Below are 14,843 nucleotides of genomic sequence, written 5' to 3'. Positions count from 1 at the left end.
GCCGTCAGAGGTCCAGTTCGACCGCGAGCGGGTAGTGGTCCGAGGCGTACTCCGCCTCGTCGCCGCGGATCACCCGGGCCCGCGTCGCGGCGGCCGCGATCGAATCCGTGGCCAGCACGTAGTCGAGCCGCATCCCGGCGTCCGAGAACTCCCCGCCGCCGGCGGTGGTCGGCACCGTGAGCCCGTCGCCCTCGCCCACCGCGCGCCACAGGTCGGTGAAGCCGCCGGCCGCGAACCGCGCGATCGCCCGGGTGTCGGCCTTGCCGTCCGGGCCGAGGTGGCGGCGGCGGTGCTGCTCCGGCAGCCGGGACAGCCGTGCGGTGTGGTCGGTGCCCGGGTCGAGCGAGTTGAGGTCGCCGGCGATCAGCACCGGGCCCCGCGCCGCGCGGCACCGCGCCACCAGCCGGCGGGCCTCGCGGAGCCTGCGGCTCGGCGAGAACGGGTTCAGGTGGGTGCTGACCACGGTCACCGGCCCGTCCGCGGTGGGCGTCACCACGACCGCGGCGGCGTGGTGCAGCCGCCACCACACGGCCGACCAGGAGACGATCCGCAGCGGCGGCCGGACCAGCACCGCGACCGGCTGGCCGAGCAGCGACCGGGCGAGGAACGGCGTCATGCCCAGCGCGGCCGCCACCTCCCGCATCCCGGCACCGGGAAGGCCACGCAGCTCCTGCAGGGCCAGGATGTCCGGGGCCTCCCGGCGCAGCAGGGCGAGCACGGCGTCGAGGCGGCCGCCGCTGCCCCCGGTCCTGATGTTCCAGGTCAGCAATCTGAGCGTCACCGGGCGGGCTCCTCGGCCGGATCCCGATCGTCGCCCCCGGCGCCGGCCTCGCCGCCGTCGGCGCTGGGCCGGTCGGCCTCCCCGCCGTCGGTGTCGGACCGGCCGGCCTCCCCGACATCCGCGTTGGGCCGGCCGGCCGGCCCGACATCCGCGTTGGGCCGCAGCACGAACCAGAGCAGCGTGATCCAGCAGGCGGTCAGCACGCCCGCGCCCAGCACGTCGGTCGGGTGGTGCATGCCGCGGTACATCCGCGACAGCGCGACGCCGAGCGGCATGATCACCGCCAGTGCCACGAAGAGCCACCGCCACCAGGCCCGCACCCGGGGCACGACCAGCAGGGCGATGGAGACGTACAGGCACATGGTCGCGGCGATGTGCCCGGAGGGGAACGACGAGGTCGGCAACTGCCCGTCGAGGTGCTCGGCGGGCGGCCTCGGCCGGTCGACGGCCGCGGACGCGGCCAGGAAGAGGCTCAGCTCGCCGAGCAGGGCCAGCACCACGAAGAGCACCGGCCGCCAGCGCCGCCACAGGGCCAGCGCCAGCGGGCAGAAGATCAGCGAGACGGCCAGGATCAGGTGGGTGTCGCCGGCCTTGCTCCACGCGTAACTGAGGTCGTCCAGGACGGGCGTTCGCAGGCCCTGCAGCCCCTGCACCGCGCCGTCGTCGGCGGCGGCGATCCAGGTGCCCTCGGTACGGTTGGTGACCGCCCAGCCGAGCACGTACAGCAGGCCGAAGGTGAACACCCAGCCGACGATCAGCACCGCGGCGCCGGCCCAGGGGTGCGGCAGCACCCGATCCTCGTCGGGCGCCAGCGTCACGTCGTGTCCCGCCTCCGGCTCCAGCCCGCGCAGGGTCGCGCCGACGGGCCGACCCGTCTCGCGACGCCAGACCCGGAACGCGTACGCGGTGACGCCGAGCCAGGCGGCGCCGAGCAGCCACCCGGCGAGCACGTCGGAGAGGTAGTGCACGCCGAGCGCGATCCGGGTGCCGCCGATGAGGGCGATGACCAGCGCGGCCGCGCCGATGGCGAGCCTTCGCCGGCGCGCCGCGACGGCGGGCAGGAACACCAGCAGCAGGGCGCCGTAGACGACCATCGAGCCGAGGGCGTGCCCGCTCGGGAAGCTGTTGCCGGGCGCGGTGGCGACCGGCGACTCGACGACCGGGCGCAGCCGGCCGACCAGGGCCTTCAGGGACGGGTCGAGCAGCAGCGCCCCGGCGCCGGTGACGGCGAGGTAGATCGCCAGCCGGGTCCGCCGGCGGATCAGCAGCAGCACCACGACGACCGCGACGAGCCACATCATGATCGGCCGGCCGCCGAGCCTGGCGATGGCCTCGAGCACGGTGACGACCAGCGGGTGCGGGGCGACCAGGCCGTTCAGCCCCTCCGCCACGGCCAGGTCGAGCCGCTGCAGCGGCTCCCAGTGCAGCCGCACCAGCAACAGGAGCAGGCCGAACCCGAGCCCGATGACGACGACGGCCGACAGCCCGAGCAGGCTGCGCTCGGTGAAGTGGCGGGCGGGCGCCCAGCCGGTTCGCCGGCCTACGGTGCCGTGCTCGGTGGACATCGTTGAACTCCTGCCGATCGGTGACTCACGCATGTGCGCGGGAGTTACCCCCTCGGCTCGAAGCTCACACCGGCCTCGCGCTGCCGGGGCACGTCGCCGTCGCCCGGCTCCCACCGGTCGTGCTGCGCGGGCCGGGTGATGCCCACCCGCTGCGCTTCCAGCTGGGCCGCGAATGCCAGGCCGAAGAAGAGCGCGATCCCGGTGAGGTTGGCCCAGAGCAGCAGCGCCATGATCGCCGTCAGCGGCCCGTAGGTGGCGCCGAAGCCGTCGCTGACCCCGACGTAGCCGGCCAGCAGCAGGCTGGCGAGCCACCACAGGACGGTGGCCAGGGTCGCGCCGAACAGCAGCCAGCTCAGCGCGGGCTGCCTGCGCCGCGGCGAGTGCCGGAACAGCAGCCCCACGGCGAACACGATCAGCACCAGGCTCACCGGCCAGCGCACCAGGTCCCAGGCCCGCAGCGCGCCCGTGCCCCAGCCGAAGTGCCGGGCCAGGGACTGCCCGGCGGAGTGCCCGGCGACCAGCAGCAGGAAGCCGAAGAGCGCGGGCAGCCCGGCGACGACGGCCAGGATCGCCGCCCGCAGGTACTTGTGCGTCGCCTTGCGGTCGCGCTCGACGCCGTAGATCCGGTTGGCGCCGCGCTCGATCTGCGCCATCGCGGAGGTCAGCGCGAACAGGCCGGTCACCAGACCCAGCGCGAGGGCGAGTTCGCCGGCGTCCCTGGTGCGTTCGTTGTCGGCGAGAAGCTCGGTGACCAGCGGCTCGCTGTCGCCCGGCGTGAGCGCGATGACGGTGTCCGCGATGACCTGGCCGCCCTCGGAGACGCCGAGGTCGGTGGCGAGCCCGGAGAGCGCGATCAGGAACGGCACGATGGCCAGGCACAGCTGCAGCGCGAAGGCCCGGGAGTGGCTGAAGCCGTCGCCGTACCGGAACCGGAGGAAGGCGTCGCGCAGCAGGTGCCAGCGCCCGTAGTGCCGCAGGGCCAGGAACGCGTCGTCGGCCGAGAGCTCGTCTCCCGGCATCATCCGGGTCTCGGGGACCGGCTCGGTGCTGCTCAACCGCGTACTCCTGGCACGACCGCCAGTGTGCCGGAGCCGCACCGGTTCGGCGACCCCGGGTGCATGGGCTACAGTGGCGGCATACTTGAACACGTTCAAAGAAGTGGGTGGGCGCCATGCGGGTGCTGGTGAACCTTCTCGTCATCGTCGGCATGCTGGTCGTCGTTCCGGCCGGGCTGCGGCTGCTCGCCGACCCCGGCATCGGGCTCGCCCGCCGGTGCTGGCCCGTCGGTGCGGTCGCCGGCGCCGTGAGCCTGTGGCTGCCCCGGGGGGCCGTGGCGACCGCCCTGGCGACCCTCTACGCGGCGGTGGCGGCGCTGCTCTGCGCGTACGCGGTAAGCCGCCCGGCCCGGCCCCGCCGCGAGTGGCCCGCCGAGGCCGCCGTGCTCACGGCCCTGATCAGCCCGGCCGTCGCGGCGAGCGCGCTGATCGCCGAGCGGGCCGGATACCGCCTGTTCTCCTTCGACCTCGGCGTGCTCGCGCTGACCGTGGCGCACTTCCACTTCGCCGGGTTCGCCGCCGCGCTGATCGCCGGGCTGCAGACCCGGATCGCGCCCGGCCGGGCGGCCGACGCGGCCGCGCTGACCGTGCCCGCCGGCACGCTGCTGGTGCTGCTGGGCTACTTCACCGCCGAGGCGGTCGAGCTTGCCGGGGCGCTGGTGCTGACCGCGGGGATGTGGACGGTGGGCTGGCTGGCCTGGCGCTACGCGCGCAGCGGCGCGACCGGCCGGCTCACCGCGGTGCTGTTGGGCGGCTCCGCGGCCGTGCTCGCGGTGTCGATGGTGCTCGCGGTGAGCTGGGCCCTCGGCGAGGCGACCGGGCTGCCGCACCCGTCGCTGGGCTGGATGGCGGCGACGCACGGGGTGGCGAACGCGCTCGGATTCGCGGTGTGCGGCATGGTGGGCTGGCGCCGCGCCGGGGCATATCTCTGACCAGGGAGGAACTTCATGAGTGGATTCACCTACGCCGAGGTCGGCGCGACCCGGCACGAGCCGCTGCCACCGGGCTACCGGCACCTGCACTACCGCACCGAACTCGGTCGCGAGGACTTCGCGGCCGCCGCCGCCGCGATCCTGACGTTTCGGATGCACCGCGCGACCGGCGCCCGGATCCGCGCGAGCGCCGACCGTGCCGCGCCCGGGGTGCGGCTCACGGTCGGGCTCGGGCCCCTCGTGGTGCCGTGCGAGGTGGTGTGGACCGCCGACGGCCCGGACCTGGCCGGCTTCGGCTACGGCACGCTGCCCGGGCACCAGGCGCGCGGCGAGGAGTCGTTCACTGTCGAACGGGACGAGCAGGGCCGGGTCTGGTTCGCCGTGACCGCGTTCAGCGCGCCGGCCCGCCTGCCGATGCGGCTCGGCGGCCCCGTCGCGGTGCGCTTCCAGCACCTGTACGCCCGGATCTGCGGCCGCGCGCTCCGACGGCTGTGTGCCCGGTCCCGTACGGTTGACACGTGAGCGAGATCAGCGTCACGTGGTGGGGGCACAGCACGATGTGGCTGGCCGATTCCGGTGTCCACCTGCTCACCGACCCGCTGCTCACCAACCGGGTGATCCACCTGCGGCGCAACGCCGGCCCGACACCGATGCTGCCCGGCGCCCCCGACGCGGTGCTGCTGTCCCACCTGCACGCCGACCACTTCCACCTGCGGTCGCTGCGTGCCGTGCCCGGCGAGCCGCTGCTGGTCGTGCCGCGCGGGGCCACCCCGCTGGTCGCGGGCGGCCTCGGCCCCGCGTACGCGGAGCGCTGCGTCGAACTCGTGCCGGGCGAGGAGACCACCATCGGCGCGGTGACCGTCCGCGCGGTCGAGGCGGCGCACGACGGCGGCCGCGGCCCCTGGTCCCGGCTGCGCTCGGTGGCGATGGGCTTCGTGGTCGAGGGCGCCGCCCGCACCTGGTACAGCGGCGACACCGGCCTGTTCGACGGCATGTCCTCGCTCGGCCCGCTGGACCTCGCGCTGGTGCCGGTCGGCGGCTGGGGGCCGACCCTCGGCGCGCACGGCCACCTCGACGCGTCCGACGGCGCCGAGGCGCTGCGCCGGGTGAAGGCCGCCCGGGCCGTCCCGGTGCACTACGGCACGTTCTGGCCGGCCGGCCTGAGCCGGATCCGGCCGCACATGTTCCACGACCCGGGCACCGAGTTCGCCCGGCACGCCGCACGCACCTCGCCGGACACCCAGGTCCGGGTGCTCCGGCACGGCGAGACGCTCAGCTTCGAGTCTGCCGCGTGATTTCCGAACTCGGCGCCCTGGGGTGGCTGTCGCTGGTGGTGGCCTTCGGCGCGATCGTGCCGATAGTGCCGACCGGCGCGGCGGTCAGCGCCGCGGCCGCGCTGGCCTTCCACACCCACCCGCTGCTGATCATCCTCGTCATCGCCGCGGGCGCCGCCGGCGCCTACGTCGGCGACCTGGCCATGTACGCGATGTGCCTCGCGGGCGGCGAAACCCTCGCCCGGCGCCTGCGCTGGCTGCGCGGCGAGGAGCACCTGACGGCGATGAAGGAGCGGCTGGACAAGAGCCAGGTGCCGGTGCTGCTGGTCTCCCGGCTGCTGCCGGGCGGCCGGGTGCCGGTGCTGCTCGCCGCCGCGTTCATCGGCCTGAGCTGGCGCACCTTCATCGTGGCGAACGTGCCCGCCTGCATCCTCTGGTCGGTCGTCTACGCGGCCATCGGCGTGGCCGGCGGTTCGATCTTCCCGGAGCCGTGGCAGGGCGTGGTCGCCGCGGTCGTCCTGGTGGTGGTGATCAGCAAGGCCGCCACGATGATCAGCAAGCGCCGCGCGGCCCGCCAGGAACAGACCGAGACGGCCTAGCGCGCATGGCCCGCCTGTCCGAGATCGCCTTCGTCCTGCCGGAGACGCCGGAATCGCGCGCCTTCCTCGGCGACCTGCGCGATCTGCTCGCCGACGTGGCGTACGCGGGCTCGCCGGGCGAGGCGGCCGACCGCCTGACCCTGACCCCGCCGCAGCCCGCCGAGGCCCGTCCCGTGACGGCGTTCGTGCTGGCCGACGTGGCCGCACCCGAGATCGTCCTCGACACGGGCCAATCCATCGCGACCCACGCCGGCACGTCCGGCCGGCAGGCGCTGGTCGAGATGCCGGAGCTGGCCCGCCGCCTGGCCGGACACGTCCGGCGGGTCGACCACACCGGCGTGAACCTGCCGGCCGCCACCACCACACCGGAGCAGTGGAACGGCCTCGTGCGGGCGATCGCCTCGGCGTCCACCATGTACCGCTACCCCACCGGCGAGGACTGGCCGTTCGTCCTCCCGTCGACGCGGGCCGAGCTGCACGACGACATCCGGGACTTCGTCGTCGGCCGCGAGCCCCGCTTCGAGCTGGTCCACGACCGGTGGCGTACGCAGACCGAGTGGCAGTTCGCCCTCTGGACCGACCTGACCCGCGCCGAACTGGAGCTGATGTTTCCCGAGCCCGAGGGGACCACCTTCCCGGAGCTCGAGGAGATCTTCCGCGTCGTCCCGGTCCGTCACCCCTGGCCCGGCCTGGACATCCGGTTCGACCTGTCCTACCGCATCGAGGACGGCCCGTCCGATTGGGAAACCGGCGAATGGCTGGTGACCGAGGGCGGCCGGATCCGCTGACCTCGGCCGCCACGTGACCGGCGACATATGTGGGCGTTGATGAGTCCGTGGGCTGGAACAATGCCGATCATGGGTAAGACACATGAGGGGATCTCCGGACGGCTGCGGGAGTTCATCGAGACCCAGCCGATCTTCTTCACCGCGACGGCGCCACTGTCCGAGTCCGGCACGGTCAACCTGTCGCCGAAGGGACTGAGCGGCTCGCTCGCCGTCGTCGACGAGCTGACCGTGGCCTATCTCGACTTCGCCGGCAGCAACGCGGAAACCATCGCGCACCTCCGCGAGAACGGCCGCATCACGCTGATGTGGTGCGCGTTCCAGGGCCCGCCCAACATCGTGCGCGTCCACGGCCGCGGCGAGCCCGTCTTCCGCGACGACCCGCGCTGGACGCGCCTGCTCTCCCACTTCCCGGGCGTCGACGCCTCGCAGCACGGGCTCCGGGCGATCATCGTGGTGCACGCCGACCTGATCCGCGACACGTGCGGCTACGCCGTGCCGTTCATGAGCTACGACGACGATCGCGAGCTGCACGCGAAGCGCTTCGCTCGCGAGGACGACGCGTCGCTGAGCTCGTACTTCGAGAAGAAGGAGTTCATCGCGACCAGCATCGACGGCCTGCCCGGACTCCCGCTGCCGCTGCCCGCCACCCCGGCAACACCGTAGCGTCGCCGACCGGCCGGGTGCGCTCACCCGTCTCCCGGCTCGGCCCAGCCGCGAGCCCCAGCCCGGCAGCCCACCGGCAACCTGCGCCGGCTAATACTTCAGGTACTGGCGGGTCATTTTGGCGACCTTCTGCACCAGGGCGATGCCGCCGTCCATGCTCTTGTTGTTGTGCGAGAGCACGGCGACGGAAACGTCCACGTCGTCGTCGTCCGAGATCACCCGGCCGACCGTGTTGACGGCCCAGAGGCCGCCGTCCTTGGTGCGGGTGTCCCAGCCGTTCTTCACCGTCGTGATCTCGCCGGACTTCGCGACGACCGGCACGCCCCAGTCCTGGCTCGAGTCGACCTTGCTCATCAGCGTGAACGCGAGCTTGCGCGAGTCGGAGTCCAGGGGGCCCTTGGTGTCGACCAGTTCGGAGAGCAGCTTCACCTGGTCGTTGACCGTGGTCCGGGTGAGGCCCCAGGAGCTGTTGACCGTGGTCTGGCTCAGCCCGAGGCGCTTGTTGCACCGGCCGACCGCCGAGGCCTTGCCGAGCTGGTTGAACAGCGACGTGGTGGCGTTGTTGTCGCTGAGCCGGATCATCCGCTTCGCCAGCGACATCTGGTTCGAGGACAGGTCGCGGCCGGCGTCCTGCGCCTTCAGCAGCATGCAGGCCAGCACCTGGACCTTGACGATGCTGGCGGTGTCATAGGTCTCCGAGCCCCGGTATGAATAGCGCTCGCCGGTCTTCTTGTCGAGGACGGCGACGGAGAACTCGGGAGCGTTGGCCGCATACTTCTTCAGGGCCGCGTCGAGGGCCTTCCTGTGCTTGGCCCGCTCCAGCGCGGCCAGCTCCTCCGGGCTCGGGCCGGTCGGCGTGGGCGAGGCCGTCGGTTCGGGGTCGCCGAAGGTCAGCGAGCTCGGCAGCAGACCGCCGCCGGTGCCGCCGCCGTCGTCCTGTATGCCCAGGCCGATCAGGGTGGTGCCGCCCACGATCACCACTGCCGCAGCCGAGAAGATCCAGAGTCGGTTTGGTCGCACCCATGCATACTGCCGCGCCGCGCACGGGATCCCAAACTGCACTACCAAGGGCTCGGAAACTATTACTATCAGTCACTGGCGCAGGCGGGCACAATGGGGTCATGGCCCTGCTCCCGTCACCTTCCGCCCTGGTCGAGCTCAGCCGCTACGCGATCGGTCAGGTGGTGGAGACCGCGGCCTCCCTCGCCACGGTCCCGGTACGCGCCCTCGGCCTGCTCGGCCAGACCGAGCTGCTGGTCAACCGCATCACGGTGCTGAGCGAACGCGCCGAGGGCCTGATCGACCGCGTCGACGGAATACTGGATCGGGTCGACGGCGTGGTCGACGGCGCCGAGGAGGCGCTGGCCGAGACCAAGGTGATCATGGCCGGCGCCGCGCTGGCCGTCGACGAGGCCGGCGTCATCACGCCGCGTGCGGCCCAGCTGCTCGACCAGGTCTCCGTGACGTCCGAGGGAGCGGCCGTGGCCGTCGCGGGCGCGGCCTCGGTCCTCGCCGACGCCGGCGCCCTCACCGACGCGGCCTCGGTGGTGGTCGGGCAGGCGACCTCGACCTCGGCCGAGGCCCGCGAGCTGCTCGACAAGTACGGCCCCACGCTGCGTCGCGCCGCGCCCCTGGCCCAGCGGTTCGTGGACGAGCTCACCCCGGAGGAGATCACCGCCGCGATCCACATGATCGACGAGCTGCCCCGCCTGCGGGAGCACCTGCGCGACGACGTGATGCCGCTGCTCGGCACGCTCGACAAGGTCGGACCCGACCTGCGCGCGCTGCTCGGGGTCGCCAACGACCTGCACATGGCGATCATCGGCATGCCCGGGCTCGGCCGGCTGCGCCGCCGCGGCGAGAACCGGGTCGCCGACGACGAGGCGAACGGCCGCTAGCTCCCGCCCCCGCGAAGCGCGACTGATCTTCAAGGTCATTGGCCGACAGGACGGCCGGGCGGCAGAGGTATTTGTCGCACCTCACCCTCACTCACACATAGTGACCGACCGTGAGTGACCCGCGCATTGCCGGTGGTTGACAGGTTGGCCGCGTCGTTCAGTTTCGGCGCGTGCCAGAATTGTCACGGCAACCTCAGTGAATGCTATTCCCGAATAAGGTTGGCATGATCGTTCACGAGCATGCCGGGTCGGGTTGCGGGAGAATTCTTCAGTGGGACAGTTGTCATTGTTCGGCAGGTCGGAATTGGCGGCGATGCGGGACCGGACCGCGCGGCGGAACTATTCAGCCGCCGCTGATGAATTTCGTCGTGAGCACGAGCGTCATCGCCGGTGGGGCCTTCAGCAACGCCACGGCGAGAAGCCTCGCCGCAACCGCCTGAGCCGCTCCGCAGCCCTCGCAGCGGCGGCCCCCGAGAGCGGGCCGGCGCGCCCCACCCCACCCGCGTCACACGCCGCACCCGCTTCACCCACCCCACCGGCGTCACTCGCCGCACCGCGAGTACGCGCCACACCCGCGTCGCCATCTGCATCGCGAGTGCCCGCCGCAGTGCGGCCCAATCTCGCACCGAAGCAGGCCACGCCACCGCAGCGAGCGGCGGGACCGGCCCCGATCCGGCAACCACGAGCATCTCGGTCGCCGGTCCGCCCGTTCCTGCCGGCATGGCACGCCTCCTGGCAGGCGCCGCCACCTCGGACCTCGCCTCGGCGGCCGTGGACAGCACCACCGCCACCGCGACCGGCATCGCCAGCACCGGTGGTGGCATCGCCGACGGCTGCGGTGCCGGTGCGGTGCGTGTCACGACCGGTGGCAGCACCTCGGTGGTCGCGGCCGAGGGGCCCAAAACTCTCGCCGTCTGATTCTCGGGCGAGGCGGCCGGTCCTACTTCTGGCGTGGTCGGATCCCGGTGGGTGTTTCCTGAATTCGGGTGGCCGCCGTGAATCGGTGGGCGCGGTGACACTCGGCCCTATCGGGTATGCCCGGGTCCGTGACGGTCATCGCGCGAACGCCGGCCCAGAGCCAAACAGAATTCGTTGCCCGCCATGCCGATCTGCGACGCCCACACGGTGGGTGAAATGCGCCGTCATGCGGCGGAACGTATCGGCCGCTACACGACAGATGTCATGTGCCACGGGAACGGTTCGCCGCAATCGCGCGCCTCCGGAATGCGGATATTCGAGGGCCGAGACTTGCCGATACGACATACGCGCTCACCTCGGCCATGGGATCGCTTGCCGGCCCGCGGTCAGGCGTTATTGGCCTGGCCCGCGCCTTCGCGACCGGCCGCTGTGAGTCATCCATAAGGCCGACCCGGGGGCAAGGTCTTGGCGACATCGGCCTTCGGGTCTCTGCCGATCCGCCGTGAGCTCTGCTTGATGCGCCGTGGCAGGCGGTTGACCTGCGACGTCGGATCATCGCGGGACCAGATCAACGCCGCGCCGGTTCTCGCGGCCGAACAGAGCCGTGCCGTAGCACTGGCGCCGTTTGACGCACAGTCGTCAACAGGTTCGATCAGAGTCCTGGCATCGTCGACGCCGGGCACACCAAACCGCGCCCTCCACCGAGTCGAGCGCCCATGGGCGGTCGGCGCAGCTGGGTAGAGCGCCACCATAGTTCCAGGTTCTCGGTGACCGCCGACGAGGCGTACTCGTCGCGCGCCAAGCGCTACGCGGCAGAGGGACCCCGTGCGACGATCCCGGAACCCAACGACCGGATCGCCGGCCGCGAACGCCGCGGCTCACGCGGCGGCCGGCCACCCGCGTTCGACCCCGGCTCCTACCGCGACCGTAACCAGGTCGAAGCCGGCCTCAACCGGTGAGGCCCGGTAACGCGGCGTGAGCTATCGAGCCACCTCGACCTTGTCGAGACGCTCGACCGGTTGCGCGCCATCCCCGCGGACATGATCCGCTGGGCAGGGCGTGGCCGGGTGTGCGCCGAACCGGCTCCGCACGGCCGCATTAATCCTTTCTGAGCAGGGGCTATTCACGCCTGTAAACATTGACGAAACACTTCGTAACAGTTAGCCTCGCGGGACCGTGAGAGCGCTCTCACGGCCACGCCCGCGGTCCACCGCCGCGGCAATGGCGACCCCCGTTTCCCCATCGGAGGCACCCGCATGCATCCCCCGCTCCCGCCATCCCCGCACGCCCGCCCCCGCTCCCCGCGCGGCCGGCTGGCCGGCTTCGCCGCGGCCGTCGTGGTCGCCGTCGGCTCCGGCGTCCTCGCCGTGGCCGTGACCGGCCCGGCCGAGGCGGCGACCGTCGGCGCCGGCAGCTACACCGAGACCCTGCCCGCCGGCGCGAAACTCCCCACCGGCTGCGGCAACATGTCGGCCAACCCGCGGCAGTACCTGACCGCGAACGCGCCCGCCGGGCCGGTGCCGACCAACGACTGGTGGTCGTCGCTGCTGTTCAAGAAGGGCGATGAGTGCAACTTCTCCCAGCCGCTGTTCGCCGGGCCGGCCGCGTACCGGCCGGTGGCGAGCGGGCTCGGGCTCTCCTACCAGACCGACGCGGCCATCAGCGGCAGCGCGACCGGGCTCGGTGAATACCACTACCCGTACGCGCAGCACGTCGTCGTCGGCGTCGCCGGGCTGAACGCCACGCAGTCGCTCGTCGACGGCTGGAGCGACTGGACGGTGACGCCGTCGTGGAGCGACGGCATCCGGACCATGAAGGCCACCATCGGCCACGGCCTGCCGCTCTCGTACTACCAAGTGACCGGCGGCGACGCGCTGCTGACCGTCACCGGCCCGCCGACCGCCTGGCAGAACAGCGGCAACCGGATCGGCTTCTCGATCGGCGGCCACGACTACGTCGCGTACGGGCCGACCGGCTCGACGTGGACGCTCAGCGGCAGCACCATCCGCTCCAGCCTGGCCGGCAAGGGCTACTTCTCGGTGGCCGTGCTGCCGACGCTGTCCAGCGCCGCCACCGCCGACAAGATCGCGCTCGCGGACACCTACGGACAGTACGCACACAACCACGTGACCGGCACCAGGATGTCGTACACGTACAACCAGGGCGCCGGCACGGTGAACACCACGTACGCGTTCACCACCACCGCGCGCGAGGGCGGCGGCACGGGCACGGTCATCGCGCTCTACCCGCACCAGTGGCGCTACCTCACCGGCTCGACCCCGCTGTCGCGCACCTACGTCTCGCCGCGCGGCGCCATGAAGATCGTCACGGGCGGCGGCTTCCAGACCACCATGAAGTACACCGGGGTGCTGCCGGAGATCCCCGCCGTGGGCGACTCCAGCGGCTCCGACCTCAGCACCGTCACCGCGTTGCTCAACAACGAGCTGAACAACCCGGCCGACTTCCGCGGCGACGACACGTACTGGACCGGCAAGGGCCTCGGCCGGGCCGCCCGGATCGCGGAGATCGCCGACCAGCTGAACATCACCTCGGTACGCGACTCGGCGCTCAACGTCATCCGTACCCGGCTGACGGACTGGTTCACCGCGTCGGCCGGCAAGTCCGCGCGAGTCTTCTACTACGACCGCAACTGGGGCACGCTGATCGGCTATCCCGCGTCGTACGCGTCCGACGAGGACCTCAACGACCACCACTTCCACTACGGCTACTACGTCGCGGCGGCGGCGACGCTCGCCAAGTTCGACCCGGCCTGGGCCGCCCGCGGCCAGTACGGCGGCATGGTCGACCTGCTCATCCGCGACGCCAACAACTACGACCGCGGCGACACCCGGTTCCCCTACCTGCGGGACTTCGACATCTACGAGGGGCACGACTGGGCCTCCGGGCACGGCGCGTTCGGCGCGGGCAACAACCAGGAGTCCTCGTCGGAGGGGCAGAACTTCGCCAACGCCCTGATTCAGTGGGGCCAGGCGACCGGCGACAACGCCGTACGCGATGCCGGGATCTGGCTGCACACCACGCAGGCCGCGGCGATCAACGAGTACTGGTTCGACGTGCGCAACGAGAACTTCCCGGCGACCTGGGGCCACAACTACTCGGCCATCGTGTGGGGCTCGGGCGGCGCGTACGCGACGTGGTTCTCGGGTGAGCACGCCATGGTCGTGGGCATCAACATGCTGCCGATGACCGGAGGCCAGCTCTACCTCGGCGACTACCCCGAGTCGGTCAAGGCCACCTACGCCGAGCTCGTACGCAACAACGGCGGCGAGCCGACCGCCTGGCGCGACATGCTGTGGCAGTTTCTCGCGCTCGGCGATCCGGACGCGGCGCTGGCGAAGTTCCGGGCGAACAGCGCGTACACGTCCGAGGAGGGTGAGAGCAAGGCGCACACGTTCCACTGGATCCGCAACCTCGCCGCGCTCGGACAGGTCGACACGACGGTGACGGCGAGCCATCCGCTGGCCAAGGTGTTCTCGAAGAACGGCGCGAAGACGTACGTCGCGTCGAACATCACGAACTCGGCGCTGACGGTGACGTACTCGGACGGCAGGACGCTGAGCGTTCCGGCGGGCAAGACCGTCGCGAGCGGGGCGACGAACTGGAGCGGCGGCAACGCCACCGGCGGCGGCACCACGACGCCGCCGACCACCTCGCCGACCCCGACCCCGACGCCCACCGCCTGCACCGGCGACGTGCTGCTCTCGCAGGGGAAGACCGCCACGGCGTCGTCGGTGGAGAACGCCGACTACCAGCCGGGCCTCGCCGTCGACGGCAACGCGGCGACGCGGTGGTCCAGCGCGTTCGCGGACCCGCAGTGGCTGCAGGTCGACCTCGGCGCGGCGCAGCCGCTCGCCCGGGTGGAGCTCAGCTGGGAGGCGGCGTACGGCAAGGCGTACCAGATCCAGACGTCGACGGACGGCAGCGCCTGGACCACCACCGCGACGGTGACCGCCGGCACCGGCGGCAACGTCACGCACGCGGTCTCGGGCACGGCCCGGTACGTGCGGATGAGCGGCACCGAGCGTGGCACGCCGTACGGCTACTCGCTGTACGAGTTCAAGGTGTTCGGCGGCTGCTCGGGCGGCACGACGACGCCGCCCGCGACCACGACCGCGCCGACCACGGCACCGACGACCGCACCGACCACCCCGGCGACGGATCCGGCGGCGACCGCGTGGGCGGCGAACGTCGCGTACCCGGTGGGCCGGATCGTGACCTACAACGGCGCGCGGTACCGGTGCCTGCAGGCGCACACGTCGCTGACGGGCTGGGAGCCGCCGAACGTGCCGGCGCTCTGGGCGACCAGCTGAGCCGGTGACCCGCCCTGCCGCCCGCCGACGCGGCGGCAG

Annotated in this window: 13 protein-coding genes and 1 pseudogene; 10 read left to right on the top strand and 4 right to left on the bottom strand. The window is 72.2% G+C overall.

All coding sequences use genetic code 11. From position 1 onward, the window contains the following. Positions 1–4 precede the first annotated feature (4 nt). The 3 genes from AB0F10_RS14575 to AB0F10_RS14565 are packed head-to-tail and all read right to left on the bottom strand — an operon-like array spanning position 5 to position 3,401. A complete protein-coding gene (locus AB0F10_RS14575; protein ID WP_360623831.1) occupies positions 5–781 on the bottom strand; it encodes an endonuclease/exonuclease/phosphatase family protein in 777 nt (258 codons plus the stop codon). Continuing rightward, entirely contained in the window at positions 778–2,346 is a 1,569-nt protein-coding gene (locus AB0F10_RS14570; protein WP_360623829.1) for a phosphatase PAP2 family protein, read from the bottom strand. The genes AB0F10_RS14575 and AB0F10_RS14570 overlap by 4 nt, the downstream gene beginning before the upstream one ends. A gap of 44 nt (positions 2,347–2,390) precedes the next feature. Next, positions 2,391–3,401, bottom strand: a complete 1,011-nt coding sequence (locus tag AB0F10_RS14565) for a YihY/virulence factor BrkB family protein (protein ID WP_360623827.1) — start codon at positions 3,399–3,401, stop codon at positions 2,391–2,393. 116 nt (positions 3,402–3,517) lie between these two features. Between AB0F10_RS14565 and AB0F10_RS14560 the strand changes: the two genes are divergently transcribed. From AB0F10_RS14560 to AB0F10_RS14535, 6 genes are all read left to right on the top strand, one after another. Beyond that, positions 3,518–4,333 carry a YndJ family protein gene (locus AB0F10_RS14560; protein WP_360623825.1) on the top strand — a complete coding sequence of 272 codons (816 nt, stop codon included), beginning with the start codon at positions 3,518–3,520 and terminating at the stop codon, positions 4,331–4,333. A gap of 15 nt (positions 4,334–4,348) precedes the next feature. Continuing rightward, positions 4,349–4,855, top strand: a complete 507-nt coding sequence (locus tag AB0F10_RS14555) for a DUF1990 domain-containing protein (RefSeq protein ID WP_360623823.1) — start codon at positions 4,349–4,351, stop codon at positions 4,853–4,855. Beyond that, entirely contained in the window at positions 4,852–5,628 is a 777-nt protein-coding gene (locus AB0F10_RS14550; protein ID WP_360623821.1) for an MBL fold metallo-hydrolase, read from the top strand. Before AB0F10_RS14555 ends, AB0F10_RS14550 begins: the two co-directional genes overlap by 4 nt. Beyond that, positions 5,625–6,206 carry a VTT domain-containing protein gene (locus tag AB0F10_RS14545; RefSeq protein ID WP_360623819.1) on the top strand — a complete coding sequence of 194 codons (582 nt, stop codon included), beginning with the start codon at positions 5,625–5,627 and terminating at the stop codon, positions 6,204–6,206. Before AB0F10_RS14550 ends, AB0F10_RS14545 begins: the two co-directional genes overlap by 4 nt. Positions 6,207–6,211: 5 nt before the next feature. Beyond that, on the top strand, positions 6,212–6,994 hold the full coding sequence (locus tag AB0F10_RS14540) for a hypothetical protein (protein WP_360623817.1): 783 nt from the start codon (positions 6,212–6,214) through the stop codon (positions 6,992–6,994). 69 nt (positions 6,995–7,063) lie between these two features. Further along, positions 7,064–7,657: a pyridoxamine 5'-phosphate oxidase family protein gene (locus AB0F10_RS14535; protein ID WP_360623815.1), complete on the top strand. Its 594-nt coding sequence runs from the start codon at positions 7,064–7,066 to the stop codon at positions 7,655–7,657. 90 nt (positions 7,658–7,747) lie between these two features. On the opposite strand, the gene AB0F10_RS14530 is transcribed toward AB0F10_RS14535, so the two are convergent. Then, a complete protein-coding gene (locus AB0F10_RS14530; RefSeq protein ID WP_360623814.1) occupies positions 7,748–8,677 on the bottom strand; it encodes a serine hydrolase in 930 nt (309 codons plus the stop codon). Positions 8,678–8,778: 101 nt separating this feature from the next. Here AB0F10_RS14530 and AB0F10_RS14525 point away from each other — a divergent pair, with 101 nt between their 5' ends. The 4 genes and pseudogenes from AB0F10_RS14525 to AB0F10_RS14510 all read left to right on the top strand — a co-directional run bounded on the left by AB0F10_RS14525 (position 8,779) and on the right by AB0F10_RS14510 (position 14,804). Continuing rightward, positions 8,779–9,555, top strand: a complete 777-nt coding sequence (locus AB0F10_RS14525) for a hypothetical protein (protein WP_360623812.1) — start codon at positions 8,779–8,781, stop codon at positions 9,553–9,555. 720 nt (positions 9,556–10,275) lie between these two features. Beyond that, positions 10,276–10,473 carry a hypothetical protein gene (locus tag AB0F10_RS14520; RefSeq protein ID WP_360623810.1) on the top strand — a complete coding sequence of 66 codons (198 nt, stop codon included), beginning with the start codon at positions 10,276–10,278 and terminating at the stop codon, positions 10,471–10,473. A gap of 863 nt (positions 10,474–11,336) precedes the next feature. Next, a pseudogene (locus AB0F10_RS14515) lies at positions 11,337–11,429 on the top strand (IS5/IS1182 family transposase); the annotation flags it as partial. Between the two features lie 300 nt (positions 11,430–11,729). Continuing rightward, positions 11,730–14,804: a glycosyl hydrolase gene (locus AB0F10_RS14510; protein ID WP_360623808.1), complete on the top strand. Its 3,075-nt coding sequence runs from the start codon at positions 11,730–11,732 to the stop codon at positions 14,802–14,804. Positions 14,805–14,843: the final 39 nt, after the last annotated feature.

It is taken from the genome of Actinoplanes sp. NPDC026623 (assembly GCF_040638275.1).
Lineage (GTDB): Bacteria > Actinomycetota > Actinomycetes > Mycobacteriales > Micromonosporaceae > Actinoplanes.
The sequence above is the reverse complement of the archived record's forward strand: the minus strand, read 5'-3'. Positions and strand labels throughout refer to the sequence as shown.